Source organism: Enterobacter cloacae complex sp. 2024EL-00227, assembly GCF_043945315.1.
Lineage (GTDB): Bacteria > Pseudomonadota > Gammaproteobacteria > Enterobacterales > Enterobacteriaceae > Enterobacter > Enterobacter roggenkampii.
Window position 1 is genome coordinate 1 of record NZ_JBIMQP010000002.1, and the last position, 17,565, is coordinate 17,565.

Below are 17,565 nucleotides of genomic sequence, written 5' to 3' on the forward strand. Positions count from 1 at the left end.
CTGGAGGTTCATCAGGCGCGGAACTCATCAAGGCGCGGGAATAAAATCCCATTCAGACGCCGGATAGATTCAAGCAAGCCAACTTGTCGTCAAAATCGGTGTTGCAAAAACGGGAGTGACCATAGATTCCGTTTATATCGTTATGCGTTAGTAAATGTAGCTTATGAATCAGTGACAAGGATTGGCGATTGCGGGGGATTGCCGTAGAATGTCCGCCCTCATTACGAGTCACCAAGGTGGTTACACACAAACCCCGCTTCAGTCTGCTGCCTGAGGCGTCTATATGGGACAGCGCAAAAATTGAATACACAATCCCGTTCACGTTCACCGCTGGTGCAACTGGAACGAATTCGTAAAAGTTTTGATGGCAAAGACGTCATTTCCGACCTCACTCTCACCATCAATGACGGTGAGTTTCTGACGCTGCTTGGCCCCTCCGGCTGCGGCAAAACCACCGTACTGCGCCTTATCGCCGGGCTGGAAAGCGTCGATAACGGCCATATCCATCTTGAAAGTCAGGACATCACCCAGGTTCCCGCCGAAGACCGCCACGTCAACACTGTCTTTCAGAGCTATGCCCTCTTCCCGCACATGACCGTGTTTGAAAACGTGGCGTTTGGCCTGCGGATGCAAAAAACCCCGGCGAGTGAGATCGAACCGCGCGTCACCGAAGCCCTGCGCATGGTGCAGCTCGAGACGTTTGCCCAGCGAAAACCGCATCAGCTTTCCGGCGGCCAGCAGCAGCGCGTGGCCATCGCCCGCGCCGTGGTCAACAAGCCGCGTCTGCTCCTGCTGGATGAATCCCTCTCCGCGCTGGATTACAAGCTGCGCAAGCAGATGCAGAACGAGCTTAAAGCCCTGCAGCGCAAGCTCGGCATTACCTTTGTCTTCGTCACCCACGACCAGGAAGAAGCCCTGACCATGTCCGACCGCATCGTGGTGATGCGCGACGGCAAAATCGAGCAGGACGGCACGCCGCGTGAAATCTACGAAGAGCCGAAAAATCTGTTTGTCGCCAGCTTCATTGGTGAGATCAATATCTTCGACGCCACGGTGATTGAGCGTCTGGATGACCAGCGCGTTCGCGCGTGCGTCGAAGGACGCGAGTGCGCCATCACGGTGCATTTCCCCGTCGAAAAGGGACAAAAGCTCAACGTTCTGCTGCGCCCGGAAGATCTGCGCGTCGATGAAATCCACGGCAATGCCGAGGCCGAAGGGTTAATCGGCTATATCCGCGAGCGCAACTACAAAGGGATGACGCTGGAGTCTGTCGTCGAGCTGGAGAACGGCAAAATGGTGATGGTCAGCGAGTTCTTTAACGAGGACGACCCGGACTTCGACCACTCTCTCGACCAGAAAATGGTTATCAACTGGGTAGAAAGCTGGGAGGTTGTACTGGCTGATGAAGAACACAAGTAAGTTCCAGAATGTGGTGATTGCCACGATCGTCGGTTGGCTTGTGTTGTTTGTCTTTTTACCCAACCTGATGATCATCGCCACCAGCTTCCTGACCCGTGACGACACAAACTTCGTTTCGCTGGTTTTTACGCTGGACAACTACGCGCGCCTGCTCGATCCGCTCTATTTTGACGTGCTGCTGCATTCGCTCAATATGGCGCTGATTGCCACCATTGCCTGCCTGGTGCTGGGTTATCCGTTCGCATGGTTCCTCGCGGGTCTGCCGCAAAAGGTGCGTCCGCTGCTGTTGTTTCTGCTGATTGTGCCGTTCTGGACCAACTCGCTGATTCGCATCTACGGGCTGAAAATCTTCCTCAGCACCAAAGGCTACCTCAATGAATTTCTGCTGTGGCTGGGGGTGATTGATACGCCGATCCGCATCATGTTTACCCCGAGCGCGGTAATTGTGGGTCTGGTCTATATCCTGCTGCCGTTTATGGTGATGCCGCTCTACTCCAGCATTGAGAAGCTGGATAAACCGCTGCTGGAAGCGGCAAAAGATCTGGGTGCCAGCAAGTTCCAGACCTTTATCCGCATTATCATTCCGCTGACCATGCCCGGCATTATCGCGGGCTGTCTGCTGGTCATGCTTCCGGCCATGGGTCTGTTCTACGTTTCGGACCTGATGGGTGGCGCGAAAAACCTGCTGATTGGGAATGTGATCAAGAGTCAGTTCCTCAACATTCGCGACTGGCCGTTCGGCTCCGCCACCAGCATTACATTGACGGTGGTGATGGGTCTGATGCTGCTGGTTTACTGGCGCGCCTCACGGCTGCTGAACAAGAAGGTGGAACTCGAATGATCGGTCGACTGCTTCGCGGCGGTTTTATGACCGCCATTTACGCTTACCTGTATATCCCGATCATTATTTTGATCGTGAACTCGTTTAACAGCTCGCGCTTTGGGATTAACTGGCAGGGCTTTACCACCGACTGGTACAGCCTGCTGATGAACAACGACAGCCTGCTGCAGGCCGCACAGCACTCACTGACGATGGCGATCTTCTCCGCCACCTTCGCCACGCTGATTGGTTCGCTCACCGCCGTGGCGTTGTATCGCTACCGATTCCGCGGAAAACCGTTCGTCAGCGGTATGCTGTTTGTGGTGATGATGTCCCCGGACATCGTGATGGCGATTTCGCTGCTGGTGCTGTTTATGCTGCTGGGCGTTCAGCTTGGCTTCTGGTCACTGCTGTTTTCCCATATCACCTTCTGCCTGCCGTTTGTGGTGGTGACGGTATTTGCACGCCTGAAAGGGTTCGACGTGCGTATGCTGGAGGCGGCGAAGGATCTGGGCGCCAGCGAGATGACCATCCTGCGCAAAATCATCCTGCCGCTGGCGATGCCCGCCGTGGCGGCCGGATGGCTGCTGAGCTTTACCCTGTCGATGGATGACGTGGTGGTCTCCTCCTTCGTGACCGGGCCGAGCTATGAAATTCTGCCGTTGAAAATTTATTCGATGGTGAAAGTCGGCGTTTCACCTGAGGTGAACGCGCTGGCGACCATTCTGCTGGTGTTTTCGCTGGTTCTGATGATCGCCAGCCAGGTTATTGCTCGTGATAAAACAAAATCTCAGGGGACAATGAAATGAAAAAAATGCTCGCCGCTGCGGCGCTGGTGCTTGGTATGGGTGCCGCACACGCTGATGACAGCAAAACGCTCTACTTCTACAACTGGACCGAGTACGTGCCGCCGGGCCTGCTGGAGCAGTTCACCAAGGAGACGGGCATCAAGGTGATCTACTCGACCTACGAGTCGAATGAAACCATGTACGCCAAGCTCAAAACCTACAAAGATGGCGCGTACGATCTGGTGGTTCCGTCCACCTATTTTGTCGACAAAATGCGCAAAGAGGGCATGATCCAGAAGATCGACAAAACGAAGCTAACCCATTTTTCAAACCTCGATCCTGAGATGCTCAACAAGCCGTTTGACCCAAATAACGACTACTCCATTCCGTATATCTGGGGGGCAACCGCGATTGGCGTTAACAGCGAGGCCGTCGATCCGAAATCGGTGACAAGCTGGGCCGATCTGTGGAAACCGCAATACAAAGGCAGCCTGCTGTTGACCGACGACGCGCGCGAAGTCTTCCAGGTGGCGCTGCGCAAGCTTGGCTACTCTGGCAACACGACGGATCCTAAAGAGATTGAAGCGGCATATGCCGAGCTGAAAAAGCTGATGCCTAACGTGGCGGCATTCAACTCTGATAACCCGGCAAACCCGTATATGGAAGGCGAAGTAAACCTGGGGATGGTGTGGAACGGCTCCGCGTATGTGGCCCGCCAGGCCGGTACGCCGCTTGAGGTAGTCTGGCCAAAAGAAGGCGGGATCTTCTGGATGGACAGCCTCTCCATTCCGGCTAACGCGAAAAATGTGGATGGGGCGCTGAAGCTGATTAACTTCCTGCTGCGCCCGGACGTGGCGAAACAGGTTGCCGAGACGATTGGATACCCGACGCCAAACCTGGCCGCACGCAAGCTGCTGAAGCCTGAAGTGGCTAACGATAAGTCGCTCTACCCGGATGCGGAAACCATCAGCAAAGGTGAGTGGCAGAACGATGTCGGCGACGCCAGCCGCCTCTATGAAGAGTATTACCAGAAGTTAAAAGCGGGCCGCTAACCGGTATCGCGCTCTTCCTCACGCCGCCTGCGCGGCGTGAGGAAGGATTAACTGACCGTATTCTCTCCAGCCCAGAGCGTCGCCTTTCGCATCGCCTCAACCACCTCTTCATCTGACAGGCCCAGCGCCTGACGAACCCGGGTCGCCTCGTCCCACCGCTGCTGTTCATAGTAACGGCAGAGGTTAATCATGTCGGCTAACCGTCCCTCCTGGTGGCACAGCGCGTTGCTCACGCTCTGCGGTACCGCAATTTGCTTCATCAGCTCTGCCATCGGAAGCTCCAGGAGGGTATCGAGCAGAGAAAACAGGCCGCACATGAACGCATTTTCAGCCAGAGTAGGTTCGTTCATCGTCTCAGCCAGCAGTTCGCAAAATTTGCCGCGCATCATGCTCAGCGGGTAAAGCTCGCTGACGGTGTCATTGCCCGCACTGGCGAGGACCACGACGGCAACAAACCGTCGGAGCTGGTTTTCGCCAAGATACCTGAGCACCTCGCTCAGGGTTAACTTACTGAAATTACAGGCGCCGACATGTTTAAACGCCGTATGCTTCATATAGCGCATGATTTTATAAGAGAGCGTGAGATCGGTTTTTATCAACGACTCGATGATTCGAAAATCAGGTTTATTGCGTCCGACCTCCATTTGCAGCCGAAAAATCGCCAGCTGATTTTGCGACAGCCGTTTATATTTAATGACCTCTGGACGGCAGAAAAAATAGCCCTGAAAAAGGGAAAACCCCTCGTCTCTGTATTGGTTGAATTCCTCTTTAGTCTCAATTTTTTCAGCAAGATATTTAATATGACCGGTCAGATGTTTACGTACTTTCAGATACGCTTTAATTTGCGCTAAGGTATAATTTCTGACGTCGAATTTCAGGATTGAAATATAGGGTAAAAAAACATCCCATTCTGGCGCAAGGGTGAAATCATCAAGCGCAAACTGATAGCCGTGCGCATTCATCTCCCTGACGGCCTGCAGCAGTTCGGCCCCCGGCACAGCATCTTCAAGGATTTCAATCACCACGCTCTCTTTATCAAGCGCTTCTCCACTGCGGTCAATAACCATCCTTGAAGGGAAATTAATAAACGACGTATGTGCCCCGGCAATGCGCTGGGACGGCACACATAAGAACTGATCTGATATCATCCTGGACGTGGCATATTCTGCCGACACATCCGGAAAACGATTTGTCATCCCGTCTCTGAAAAGCAGCTCATAGGCTACGGTATTCATTTCAGGGTTAAAAATGGGTTGTCGCGCGATAAATCCGTACATATCCCATCCTCCTCTACCACTTTATATTTATTAGCATCCTCTTTCTACACGACGATAACGAGTTTTATCGAGCACTATTTTGATTGAATGCACAAAATAAAAGCATCCACACTAATTAACAGGAATTAACCGTCTGGATTTAAATTAAATATATCCTTCGCTCTACAGAAAGGGGATGAAATATCCGATAAGTACTTTGTGCCTGCCCGACATGCACGACATTACGGGAGATGAGAATGAAAGACGCCATGGTCCGAAGACAAAAAATAAGAGTCAAGACGTTGATGCTATTGTCCATTTTCCTCACCGTGACGGTGGGCTTTACGGCAACGATCGGGTTTATGATGTGGCAATGGATGGCGCAGCAAGAGGTGCTGGCCAAAAACCATATCCGCCAGATAGCCGAGGTACACGCTTTACAGGTCAGCAAACAGCTGGATTCTGCCCTGACTGCCGCCCGGGATATGGGCAACAGCGCCCTCGCGCTACGCGAAGCGGGCATTTCCGACCGCCAGAGCCTGAACCAGCTGCTCGTCCACTTCCTCTCGGCTCACCCGTCGTTTCTCTCCATGTCGATGGCCTTTGAGCCCAACGCGTTTGACGATAAAGATGCCGTCTTTGCCGGTCAGAGCGGCGAAGATCCTGCCGGGCGCTACGCCCGCTACGTCGACCGCGATGCCACCGGCAAACCGACATTGCACCTGCTGACGGACATCGAAACGCCCGGCAGCGGTGATTACTATCTGTTGCCGAAACAGCGGCATAAAGATGTGATCATCGAACCCTATATTTACCCCTACAACGGCGTGGACGTGATGCTCACCTCAATTGCCGCCCCCATCATGCGTGACGGTCAGTTTCTGGGCTCAGTCACCTCTGACTTCTCGCTCGCCACGCTGCAGTCCATGATTGGCGCCATTAAACCGTGGAACGGCACAGGCTACGCCCTGCTCCTGTCTGCGGGCAATAACGTGGTGTCCAGCCCGGACAAAGGTGCGGCAGGCAAGCCTTACGCGGGTCAAATTGCAGGACATGACGTCACCCGGGTAAACGATCCGCTGCTGAAAGAAGAGGTATTTATCACCTGGCAGGCGATCGCCGTCGGTAATAGCCAGACGCCGTGGAAACTCGCCATCATCACCCCGGTCAGCGAAGTGATGGCCGAAGCGCGCGCATTTTTACTGAAGGCCATCGTCATGATGGTGTTAAGCATCGTTGCGGTTAGCCTGGTGATGGCCCAGATTTTTACCCGCAAGGTTGATCGTCCGGTGGGGGGAGAACCTTCCGAGGCCGCCGGGATCGCCCTGGCCGTCGCCCGCGGGGATCTGAACAACACCATCCCGGTGCGATCCGGGGATACCCACAGCATTTTTTATGCCCTGCACACCATGCAGACGCAGCTCAAGCGCATCGTCGACAACATCAGCGAAGCCAGCCACTCCGTGCACGGCGGGACCAGCGAAATTTCGGCGGGCAACCTTGACCTCGCCTCGCGTACCGAGGAACAGGCGGCGGCGATTGTTGAAACCGCTGCCAGCATGGAAGAGATTTCGGTTACGGTGAAGAACAATGCCGACAACGCCCACAAGGCGACCACCCTGACCGATCGCGCCGCGAGCCTTGCCGGGCATGGCGAAACGCTGGTGAACGACGTGGTCGTGGTGATCGGCGAGATTGATGAGAGCGCGCGCAAGATCGGTGAGATTAACAGTATCGTCGATGGCATCGCCTTCCAGACCAATATCCTGGCGCTGAATGCTGCCGTTGAAGCGGCGCGCGCGGGTGAACAGGGACGCGGTTTCGCGGTAGTCGCAGGTGAAGTACGCAACCTTGCGCAGCGAAGCGCCAACGCGGCCAAAGAGATCTCTCAGCTGATTGCCGAGTCCTCAGGCCGCGTCAGCAAAGGCGTCGAGCTGGTCAATGAAACCGGCGTAATGATGAAACAGGTGATTGAGGCGGTGTCGCACGTGCATCTGGTCATCAACGACATTGTCCAGGCGCTGGACGAGCAGAATCGGGGGATTAGCCAGGTCAGTACCGCCGTTAACCAGATGGACAGCACCACCCAGCAGAACGCCTCTCTGGTTCAGCAGATCTCTGCGGCGGCGCTCTCGCTGGACGAGCAGGCTAAATCGCTGGAGAAGACGCTGGCGTTCTTTCATTCTTAAATAAAAAGGCACCCGTCCAGCGGGTGCCTTTTCACGCGATTCGCGTTACAGACCTTTCAGCAGCTTGTCGACAAACTCAGGAACAACCGTGCTTGCCAGACCGTAGTGTTTCTCTTCAAACTCGCTGCCCACCTGGCTTGGCTCAAGATTGAGTTCAACGGTATGCGCGCCGTGCAGTCGCGCTTCGTGGACAAACCCCGCCGCCGGATAAACATGGCCGGATGTGCCGATGGCGATAAACACGTCGGCCATCGCCAGCGCGCTGTAGATCTCATCCATTCCCAGCGGCATTTCGCCGAACCAGACCACGTGCGGACGCAGGCGCGACGGGAACTGGCAGCAGTGGCACTTATCCTCCGGCAGCACGTCCTCTTTCCAGTCCAGCACCTGACCGCTCCAGGCGCAGCGAACCTTGAGCAGCTCGCCGTGCATATGGATGATGTTCTTGTTGCCGGCCCGCTCGTGAAGGTTGTCGATATTCTGCGTCACCAGCAGAAAACGATCGCCCAGCGCCTCTTCCAGCTTCGCCAGCGCCAGATGCGCGGCATTCGGCGCGACGTCAGGCTGCTGAAGCTGACGACGGCGGGCGTTGTAAAACGCCTGCACGAGATCCGGGTCGCGGGCAAAGCCTTCCGGCGTGGCGACATCCTCCACGCGGTGCTCTTCCCACAGCCCGTCCGCCGCGCGGAAGGTTCGAATTCCTGACTCGGCGGAGATCCCCGCCCCGGTCAGCACCACCACTCTGGGTTTATCCATCGCTTCTGGCATCATTCTGTCTCTGAAAAAGATCCGCTGGCGCAGACGCTCACGCAAGCGGCGTTTGTTTTTGCGAAAACGGCTGAGTCGACCCTGGCGACGCGACAGCATAGAAACCTCGTAAACTAATCGGTGAGATGAAGGAATGCGGCTCCGCGCATGCCTCCTGCGTCCCCGTGTCGCGCGCGTTCAATACGCGGCACGCGGGCAACCGGCAATAAATGTCGGGGCAAACGCCCGGACAACCGTTCCGTAATCGCGGTAAAGTTTGAGAGCCCTCCCCCAATCACCAGCAGATCCGGGTCGACGATAGTGAGAATATTGCCCAGACACACCGCCAGCAGATCCAGATAGCGCTCGACGTGCTCACGCGCCTGCGCATCCCCTTGCTCCCACAGGGTAATGATTTGAGGGGCCTCAAGTTTCTGATGATAGAAGTGTTCGTAAAGCCATGCAAACCCGCGGCCTGACAGGTAGTTCTCAATACAGCCGTGCTGCCCGCAGCCGCAGCGGGTCAGCGGGAAATCACGGCCAACGACCTCCAGCGCATCCACCGGCAGGCGGATATGACCAAACTCGCCGGTGATGTAGCTGCGGCCGGTGATGGGCTTACCGTTGATGACGATTCCTCCGCCGACGCCGGTACCGAGGATCAGCCCCATCACCAGCGGATATTGACGGAACTCATCATCCCAGGCTTCGGAGAGCGCAAAGCAGTTGGCGTCGTTATCTAAACGCACGTCGCGTTCAAGGAGCGCAGAGAGATCGGCGCGCAGCGGTTTACCGCTGGCGGCAGGCACGTTGGCCGCGTAAAGCGTACCGTCGTCGGTTTCGGGCATGCCCGGAATACCAATGCCGACGCTGCCTTTCACGCCAAAGCGTTCATCGGCCTGCGCCACCAGCGCGGCAATGGCGGTTAAAAATTCATCGTAGCTGTCGCGCGGCGTGGGAACGCGGGTTTCCCACTGCAGTTTGAGGTCTTTATCAAACACGCCGAGCGCAATCTTGGTGCCGCCAATATCAAATCCATAATACATAACGCATTCCTCTTTCGATCTGGCGACCCGAAAGCCGCTAGATCGTGACGTAATTACTGGCCACTTAATACCCTCGCCGGATCAATTCGGCTTGCGCGACGCGCCGGATACCAGCTTGCCAGCAGACTCAGTAAAAGTGCTGTAAGCAGCACATAAAAAACATCCAGCCAGTGCAGTTCAGACGGCAGGAAGTCAATAAAATAGATATCACCCGACAGGAACTGGTGACCAATAAGCTTTTCAATCCCGTTGATAATCGGCGTTAGCTGCAGGGAAACCACCACGCCAATCACCACGCCGCACAGGCTGCCGAACAGTCCTGCCAGCAAACCGTACCAGACGAAAATGGCGCGAATAAGACCGTCTTTTGCCCCAAGGGTACGCAGCACGGCGATGTCGCCGCTCTTGTCTTTGACCGCCATCACCAGCGTCGAGACGATATTAAAGCACGCGACACCGATCACCAGCACCATCGCCAGATACATAATGGCGCGGATCATCTGGATATCACGGTACATATAGCCGTAAGTGCCGATCCAGCTTTTGATGTAGACATAGTTATTGGTCACGCTGCCCGCGTCGCGCACCAGTTTGTTAGCGTTAAAGACGTCGTTCACCTTAATGGCAATGCCCGTCACGCTGTCGCCCATGTCGAGATACTGGCGTGCATCCTCCATCGGCACCATCGCAAAGCTGTGGTCAAGCTGACCGCTCAGCTGAAGAATACCGGTAACGTGCAGGCGCACGCGCTTTGGCTGCTGCAGTTTGTGATCGGCGCTGGCATTCGGGATCATGATTGACACCCAGTCGCCCTGCTTCACCTTCAGGGCATCAGCAACGCCTTTACCCATGATGATCTGCTGCTCGCCCGCCCTGAAGTTGGCCCACGCGCCGTTCTGCACGTAGTTCGGCAGCGCGCTGAGGCGCGCTTCCTGCGCCGGGTTCACCCCTTTCACCTGAATGGCGCGCAGGTTTACCCCGCTCTCCACCAGCCCGGTAAAGTTAATGTAGGGCGCGGCCGCAGCGATGCCCGGCACTTTTTCAACTTTGGTGAGCGCATCGCTCCAGTTCGTCCACGGCTGGTTAACCGGTTCGATCTCCCCGTGCGGCACCACCGCCAGAATGCGGTTATTCAGCTCGCGCTCGAAACCGTTCATGGCGCTTAAGCCCACGATCAGCACCGCCACACCCAGCGCAATACCGATGGTCGAGATAACGGAGATCAGCGACACCATGCCGCCGCGACGGCGGCCGCGGCTAAAACGTAAACCGATGAGTAACGATAACGGTGACGCCATTACTCTGCTCCCATCAGGGTCAGTTCCGCGTTCAGATGGCCGTCGCGCATCTCAAGCTGGCGCCCCATGCGTTTTGCCAGCTGCAGATCGTGGGTCACCACCAGAAACGCGGTGCCCTGCGAGGCGTTCAGCTCGCCCAGAAGCTGGAAAATACTGTCCGCGTTGCGCGCGTCCAGGTTACCGGTAGGCTCATCCGCCAGCACCAGACGCGGGTTGTTGACCAGCGCACGGGCAATCGCCACGCGCTGACGCTCGCCGCCGGACAGCTCCGACGGACGGTGGTTTCCGCGATGGCCCAGCCCTACCGCTTTCAGCATGTCGCTGGCGCGGGCGTTAATTTCTGCCGGTTTCTTTTTGCCAATCAGCAGCGGCATCGCCACGTTTTCCAGCGCCGTGAAGTCCGGCAGCAGGTGGTGGAACTGGTAGATAAAGCCCAGCTCGCGGTTACGCAGCTCGGCCTTCGCTGCTGAGGACATTTTGCTCATCGGCTGGCCGGAGAAAATCACGTCGCCGTTGGTTGGGGTATCCAGCCCGCCCAGCAGATGTAATAAGGTACTTTTACCGGAGCCGGAGCTGCCGACAATCGCCATCATCTCGCCTTCGCCCACGCTAAAGCTCACATTGTGCAGCACGTCGGTTTGCACAGTGCCTTCCTGATAGCGTTTGGACAGGTTGTCGCATTGCAACAGGATCTTATTCATAACGTAAAGCCTCAGCGGGTTGAGTGGCGGCAGCGCGCCAGGAAGGATAAAGCGTAGAAAGCAGCGCAATGGCCATCGCGGCCAGCGCAATACCGACCACCTGCAGCGGCTCGATGGCCACCGGCAGCGCCGCGCCGTCAAGCAGCGCGCCGATGATCGGCATTAAATTGTTGAGCTGGCTGGCAAGCAGCGCACCCAGCACCGCCCCGAGCAGCGCGCCGATGATACCGGCGCTGGCCCCCTGCACCATAAACACGGCCATGATCTGCCGCGGCGTCAGCCCCTGGGTTTGCAGGATAGCGACCTCGCCCTGCTTCTCCATCACCATCAGCCCTAGCGAGGTGATGATGTTAAAAGCAGCCACGGCGACGATCAGGCTCAGCAGCAGCCCCATCATGTTTTTCTCCATCCGCACGGCCTGGAACAGCTCGCCTTTACGCTCGCGCCAGTCCTGCCATTTGGTGCCGTCCGGCAGTTTTTGCTGGCTGAGGGTATCGACCTTCAGCGGCGCGTCGAGCCACAGGCGCCAGCCGGTGATATTGCCGGCCGGGTAGCGCATCAGGCGTGACGCGTCCTGAATGTTAACCAGCATCTGGTAGCCATCGACTTCGCTGTTGGCGGCAAAGGTCCCAATCACGGTGAACAGGCGCTGGCTTGGCAGGCGCCCCATCGGCGTAAACTGGCTGGCTGAAGGCACCATCACGCGGAGCTGGTCGCCGCGGTTAACGCCAAGCTGGCCGGCAAGCTGCTCACCCAGAATCACATTGTATTTTCCGGCTTCCAGATCGGTCTGCTTCACGTTAACGAGATACGGCGTGAGCGGATCTTTTTGTGCCGGGTCAATACCCAGCATCACGCCGACCGCCACGCTGCGGGCGCTTTGCAGCACCACGTCGCCGGTGGTCAGTGGCGCAACGCGCGTGACGCCCTGTAACTTCGCCGCGCTTTCCGGCAGCTGCTGTGGGTTAACCGAACCGTTAGTGGATGAGAGTACGGCCTGCGGCATCAGCCCCAGGATGTTGTTTTGCAGCTCGCGCTCGAAGCCATTCATGACGGAAAGCACCGTCACCAGTGCCATCACGCCAAGCGTAATGCCAATAGTCGAAAGCCAGGAGACAAAGCGACCGAAGCGGTCCGCGGCGCGCCCACGCATGTAGCGTAAGCCTATGAAGAGTGCGACAGGTTGATACATGAAGTCCGTCTGTTTGCTGATAGCAGACCCACGAGTATATAAGCGAATCCGTTAAGCGTAAATGACTGAAACCGTAAGCTTTGGTAATCATTTTTCCGAAAAATTCAGATAAATCAGGGTACTAATATCTGAAACCGCACCTCGTAACCTCCACCTTTTCCGAAAAACCTCCTGATACAGACTGTTACCCATTACAGCCCGGTTTCGTTTAACAACAATTGCTCGTTCGTCTATGGCAATAAGGTAGTTGCGAACAATGAAGCAAAAAGCATTATGGATTAACCAGATAAAAGGGCTGTGTATCTGCCTGGTGGTTATCTACCATTCAGTTATCACGTTTTATCCGCACCTGATCGGGCTGCAACACCCGCTCTCTGGCCTTCTCGCCAAATGCTGGATCTATTTTAATCTCTATCTCGCCCCCTTCCGTATGCCGGTCTTTTTCTTTATCTCCGGCTATCTGATCCGTCGTTATATTGACGAGGTGGACTGGCGAACCAGCCTCGACAAGCGAATCTGGAGCATTGTCTGGGTTCTGGCGCTGTGGGGGATTCTGCAATGGCAGGCGCTGACCCACCTGAACGCCTGGCTGGCGCCCGATCGCGAGGTTGCCACCTCATCAAACGCGGCCTACGCCGATTCGCTCCTGGGATTTGTGCAAGGGATGCTCACCGCCAGCACCAGTCTGTGGTATCTGTATGCCCTGGTGGTCTACTTCACGTTGTGTAAACTGCTGAGCCGCTGGAAGCTACCGATGCTGGGACTGCTGGCGCTGGCAAGCATCGCGATCAACTTCCTGCCGCTGCCGTGGTGGGGAATGAACAGCGTGGTCCGCAACATGATCTACTACAGCCTCGGGGCGTGGTATGGCGCTGAGCTGATGGCATGGATGAAAAATCTAAACCTGCGCCGCACCTGGCTGGCAACGGGCGCTTTCGCCGCCGTCTCCGTGGTGATGTGGTTTGCTAACGTTCCGCTGCTGCTCTCCTTGCTGTCGATTGTGCTGATCATGAAGCTGTTCTACAGCGTTGAGCAGCGCTATGCCGTTCACCCTGACAACCTGCTGAACGTGATTGGCTCCAATACCATTGCGATTTATACCACCCACCGCATCCTCATTGAGGCCTTTAGCCTGTTCCTGATTGGCGAGATGAATGCCGCGTACTGGCCGCTCTGGGCTGAACTCACCTTAATTCTGGTCTACCCGTTTGCCAGCCTGCTTATCTGTACCCTGGCCGGGCTGGGGGTGCGTAAACTCTCCACCGCGCTGTTCGGGGACATTTTCTTTTCTCCGCCTTCGACGCTTACGCTCTCGCCGACCACCCGTTAATGCCCTCTCCGCCCCCTTTCGGGGGCGTATAACCCCGCCGTGCGGTTACGATTTGCTTATGTAAAACGATCGAGGATAATAAAGACATTGCGTATCAGTGATATGCCCCAATACTGTTGGTATATCCATAAGAGACTCTGACATAGCCATGCCTGAACACTATCGTTATTCCTTGCCTGTCAAAGCGGGCGACCAGCGCCAGCTGGGTGAACTCACGGGCGCAGCGTGCGCCACGCTGGTGGCGGAAATTGCTGAGCGTCATCCTGGCCCGGTGATCCTGGTTGCCCCGGATATGCAAAACGCCCTGCGCCTGCACGATGAAATTCGCCAGTTCACCGATAATCTGGTGTTCAGCCTGGCCGACTGGGAAACGCTGCCCTATGACAGCTTCTCTCCGCACCAGGAGATCATCTCCTCGCGCCTGTCGACGCTCTATCAACTCCCGACCATGCAGCGCGGCGTGCTGATTGTGCCGGTAAACACCCTGATGCAGCGCGTCTGCCCGCACAGCTACCTGCACGGTCACGCGCTGGTAATGAAAAAAGGTCAGCGCCTGTCCCGTGATGCCCTGCGGGCGCAGCTTGACGGCGCCGGGTATCGCCACGTGGATCAGGTGATGGAGCACGGGGAATATGCGACCCGCGGCGCGCTGCTCGACCTTTACCCGATGGGCAGCGACCAGCCGTATCGTCTGGACTTTTTCGATGATGAAATCGACAGCCTGCGCGTCTTCGACGCCGACACCCAGCGCACGCTGGAGGAGGTCGAGTCCATCAATTTACTGCCCGCACATGAGTTCCCGACGGACAAAACTGCTATCGAACTATTCCGCAGCCAGTGGCGCGATAAGTTCGAGGTGAAGCGCGACGCGGAACATATTTATCAGCAGGTCAGCAAAGGCACGCTGCCTGCCGGGATCGAATACTGGCAGCCGCTGTTCTTCAGCGAGCCGCTCCCTGCCCTGTTCAGCTACTTCCCGGCGAATACCCTGATTGTTAACACCGGGGATATCGACGCCAGCGCCAGCCGCTTTGAAAGCGAAACCCGCGCTCGCTTCGAAAACCGGGGCGTTGACCCGATGCGTCCGCTGCTGCCGCCGGAAGCGCTGTGGCTGCGTACCGACGAGCTCAACGCCGAGCTGAAGCGCTGGCCGCGGATGCAGCTGAAAACCGATTCGCTTGCCGATAAGGCCGCTAACACCAACCTCGCCTTCCGGACGCTGCCGGACCTGGCCGTCCAGGCGCAGCAGAAATCCCCGCTGGATAATCTGCGCAAGTTTCTGGAGTCGTTTACCGGCCCGGTGGTGTTCTCCGTTGAGAGTGAAGGCCGTCGCGAAGCGTTAGGTGAGCTGCTGGGACGCATTAAGGTGGCGCCGAAGCGCATCCTGCGCCTGAGCGAAGCGACCGGAAACGGCCGTTACCTGATGATTGGCGCCGCCGAGCATGGGTTCATCGACACGCTCAACAACCTGGCGCTGATTTGCGAAAGCGACCTGCTGGGCGAGCGCGTCGCGCGCCGTCGTCAGGACAGCCGTCGAACCATCAACCCGGACACGCTGATCCGCAACCTGGCCGAGCTGCATCCGGGCCAGCCGATTGTGCACCTGGAGCATGGCGTTGGGCGCTATCAGGGCATGACCACGCTCGAGGCGGGCGGCATTAAAGGTGAATACCTGATGCTGACCTACGCGAACGACGCCAAACTGTATGTCCCGGTGTCGTCCCTGCATCTGATCAGCCGCTACGCGGGCGGGGCCGAAGAGAACGCGCCTCTGCACAAGCTGGGCGGCGACGCCTGGGCGCGCGCGCGCCAGAAGGCCGCGGAAAAAGTGCGCGACGTGGCCGCCGAGCTGCTGGATATCTACGCCCAGCGCGCGGCCAAAGAGGGCTTCGCCTTTAAGCATGATAAGGAACAGTATCAGCTGTTCTGCGACAGCTTCCCGTTTGAAACCACGCCGGATCAGGCTCAGGCTATTAACGCCGTGCTGAGCGACATGTGCCAGCCGCTGGCGATGGACCGTTTAGTGTGCGGCGACGTCGGCTTCGGCAAAACCGAAGTGGCGATGCGCGCCGCCTTCCTTGCGGTGGAAAACAACAAGCAGGTGGCGGTGCTGGTGCCAACCACCCTGCTCGCTCAGCAGCACTTCGACAACTTCCGCGACCGCTTCGCCAACTGGCCGGTACGCATCGAGATGCTGTCGCGTTTTCGCAGCACCAAAGAGCAGACGCAGATCCTGGAGCAGGCCAGCGAAGGCAAGATTGATATTCTGATCGGCACCCATAAGCTGCTGCAAAGCGACGTGAAGTGGAAAGATCTGGGGCTGCTGATCGTCGACGAAGAGCACCGCTTCGGGGTGCGTCATAAGGAACGCATCAAAGCGATGCGCGCCGACGTCGATATCCTGACCCTGACCGCGACGCCGATCCCGCGAACCCTGAACATGGCAATGAGCGGCATGCGCGATCTGTCGATTATTGCCACGCCGCCGGCGCGCCGTCTGGCGGTAAAAACCTTCGTCCGCGAATACGATAATCTGGTGGTGCGTGAGGCCATTCTGCGTGAAGTGCTGCGCGGGGGTCAGGTCTATTACCTGTACAACGACGTGGAAAACATCCAGAAAGCCGCCGACAGGCTGGCGGAGCTGGTGCCGGAAGCGCGCATTGCTATCGGTCACGGGCAGATGCGCGAGCGCGAGCTGGAACGGGTGATGAACGACTTCCACCATCAGCGCTTTAACGTGCTGGTGTGTACCACCATCATCGAAACCGGGATCGACATTCCGACGGCGAACACCATCATTATTGAACGTGCGGATCACTTTGGCCTGGCGCAGCTTCACCAGCTGCGTGGCCGCGTCGGGCGTTCGCACCATCAGGCCTACGCCTGGCTGCTGACGCCGCATCCAAAAGCGATGACCACCGACGCGCAAAAGCGTCTGGAAGCCATCGCCTCGCTGGAAGACCTCGGCGCAGGCTTCGCGCTGGCCACGCACGACCTTGAGATCCGCGGTGCCGGTGAACTGCTGGGTGAGGACCAGAGCGGCTCGATGGAGACCATCGGCTTCTCGCTCTATATGGAACTGCTGGAAAACGCGGTTGATGCCCTGAAGGCCGGGCGCGAGCCGTCGCTGGAAGATCTCACCAGTCAGCAGACCGAGGTCGAGTTGCGTATGCCTTCCCTGCTGCCGGACGATTTCATTCCGGACGTGAATACCCGCCTGTCGTTCTACAAGCGCATCGCCAGCGCGAAGACGGAAAGCGAGCTGGAAGAGATTAAGGTTGAGCTGATCGACCGCTTTGGTCTATTGCCCGATGCGGCGCGAAATCTGCTGGATATCGCGCGCCTGCGCCAGCAGGCGCAGAAGCTGGGCATTCGCAAGCTTGAAGGCAACGAAAAAGGCGGCGTGATTGAGTTCGCCGAGAAGAACCACGTCAACCCGATGTGGCTCATCGGTCTGCTGCAAAAACAGCCGCAGCATTTCCGTCTGGATGGCCCAACGCGTCTGAAATTTACCCAGGAGCTGACGGAGCGCAAAACCCGCATGGACTGGGTGCGTAGCTTTATGCGCCAGCTGGAAGAGAACGCGATCGCCTGACCTCCCTTTCCCCGTTAGCCCAGCGCTAACGGGGGACAATTTACAAACTCTTTGCACTTCACCCGATCTTCCCGACACACCCATTCGCCATAATTATCGTTAACGCCTTATAAAACAATAACCTTATCATTT

General features: G+C 57.0%; 13 protein-coding genes. 7 read left to right on the forward strand and 6 right to left on the reverse strand.

From position 1 onward, the window contains the following. Positions 1 to 270: 270 nt before the first annotated feature. The 4 genes from potA to potD are packed head-to-tail and all read left to right on the forward strand — an operon-like array spanning position 271 to position 4,079. Positions 271 to 1,419 (forward strand): spermidine/putrescine ABC transporter ATP-binding protein PotA, encoded by a 1,149-nt coding sequence (potA, locus tag ACHH0Z_RS02960; protein WP_186436501.1) that lies wholly within the window; start codon positions 271 to 273, stop codon positions 1,417 to 1,419. Further along, positions 1,403 to 2,260 carry a spermidine/putrescine ABC transporter permease PotB gene (potB, locus tag ACHH0Z_RS02965; protein ID WP_023343772.1) on the forward strand — a complete coding sequence of 286 codons (858 nt, stop codon included), beginning with the start codon at positions 1,403 to 1,405 and terminating at the stop codon, positions 2,258 to 2,260. The genes potA and potB overlap by 17 nt, the downstream gene beginning before the upstream one ends. After that, positions 2,257 to 3,048: a spermidine/putrescine ABC transporter permease PotC gene (gene potC, locus ACHH0Z_RS02970; protein ID WP_045406604.1), complete on the forward strand. Its 792-nt coding sequence runs from the start codon at positions 2,257 to 2,259 to the stop codon at positions 3,046 to 3,048. Before potB ends, potC begins: the two co-directional genes overlap by 4 nt. After that, positions 3,045 to 4,079 carry a spermidine/putrescine ABC transporter substrate-binding protein PotD gene (gene potD, locus ACHH0Z_RS02975; RefSeq protein ID WP_008500766.1) on the forward strand — a complete coding sequence of 345 codons (1,035 nt, stop codon included), beginning with the start codon at positions 3,045 to 3,047 and terminating at the stop codon, positions 4,077 to 4,079. The genes potC and potD overlap by 4 nt, the downstream gene beginning before the upstream one ends. Positions 4,080 to 4,126: 47 nt before the next feature. On the opposite strand, the gene ACHH0Z_RS02980 is transcribed toward potD, so the two are convergent. Then, complete coding sequence (locus tag ACHH0Z_RS02980) at positions 4,127 to 5,356, reverse strand: EAL and HDOD domain-containing protein (protein WP_039024702.1); 1,230 nt, start codon at positions 5,354 to 5,356, stop codon at positions 4,127 to 4,129. Between the two features lie 236 nt (positions 5,357 to 5,592). Between ACHH0Z_RS02980 and ACHH0Z_RS02985 the strand changes: the two genes are divergently transcribed. Next, entirely contained in the window at positions 5,593 to 7,524 is a 1,932-nt protein-coding gene (locus ACHH0Z_RS02985; protein ID WP_039266142.1) for a methyl-accepting chemotaxis protein, read from the forward strand. A gap of 45 nt (positions 7,525 to 7,569) precedes the next feature. Here the strand turns inward: ACHH0Z_RS02985 and cobB are convergent, their stop codons facing one another. Genes cobB through lolC form a run of 5 tightly spaced genes read right to left on the reverse strand, consistent with a single transcriptional unit; the run spans position 7,570 to position 12,508 of the window. Then, positions 7,570 to 8,391: a Sir2 family NAD+-dependent deacetylase gene (cobB, locus tag ACHH0Z_RS02990; RefSeq protein ID WP_021240739.1), complete on the reverse strand. Its 822-nt coding sequence runs from the start codon at positions 8,389 to 8,391 to the stop codon at positions 7,570 to 7,572. Between the two features lie 14 nt (positions 8,392 to 8,405). Beyond that, positions 8,406 to 9,317, reverse strand: coding sequence for an N-acetylglucosamine kinase (nagK, locus tag ACHH0Z_RS02995; protein WP_021240740.1), 912 nt, complete (start codon positions 9,315 to 9,317; stop codon positions 8,406 to 8,408). A 53-nt stretch (positions 9,318 to 9,370) separates the two neighbouring features. After that, positions 9,371 to 10,615, reverse strand: a complete 1,245-nt coding sequence (lolE, locus tag ACHH0Z_RS03000) for a lipoprotein-releasing ABC transporter permease subunit LolE (RefSeq protein ID WP_045352893.1) — start codon at positions 10,613 to 10,615, stop codon at positions 9,371 to 9,373. Then, complete coding sequence (lolD, locus tag ACHH0Z_RS03005; RefSeq protein ID WP_008500772.1) at positions 10,615 to 11,316, reverse strand: lipoprotein-releasing ABC transporter ATP-binding protein LolD; 702 nt, start codon at positions 11,314 to 11,316, stop codon at positions 10,615 to 10,617. Before lolD ends, lolE begins: the two co-directional genes overlap by 1 nt. Continuing rightward, positions 11,309 to 12,508 (reverse strand): lipoprotein-releasing ABC transporter permease subunit LolC, encoded by a 1,200-nt coding sequence (lolC, locus tag ACHH0Z_RS03010; protein WP_025911790.1) that lies wholly within the window; start codon positions 12,506 to 12,508, stop codon positions 11,309 to 11,311. The genes lolD and lolC overlap by 8 nt, the downstream gene beginning before the upstream one ends. Before the next feature lie 256 nt (positions 12,509 to 12,764). Here lolC and ACHH0Z_RS03015 point away from each other — a divergent pair, with 256 nt between their 5' ends. Both ACHH0Z_RS03015 and mfd read left to right on the forward strand, forming a co-directional pair. Further along, positions 12,765 to 13,838, forward strand: coding sequence for an acyltransferase family protein (locus tag ACHH0Z_RS03015; protein ID WP_045406606.1), 1,074 nt, complete (start codon positions 12,765 to 12,767; stop codon positions 13,836 to 13,838). Positions 13,839 to 13,986: 148 nt separating this feature from the next. Beyond that, a complete protein-coding gene (mfd, locus tag ACHH0Z_RS03020) occupies positions 13,987 to 17,433 on the forward strand; it encodes a transcription-repair coupling factor (RefSeq protein ID WP_045406612.1) in 3,447 nt (1,148 codons plus the stop codon). Positions 17,434 to 17,565 lie beyond the last annotated feature (132 nt).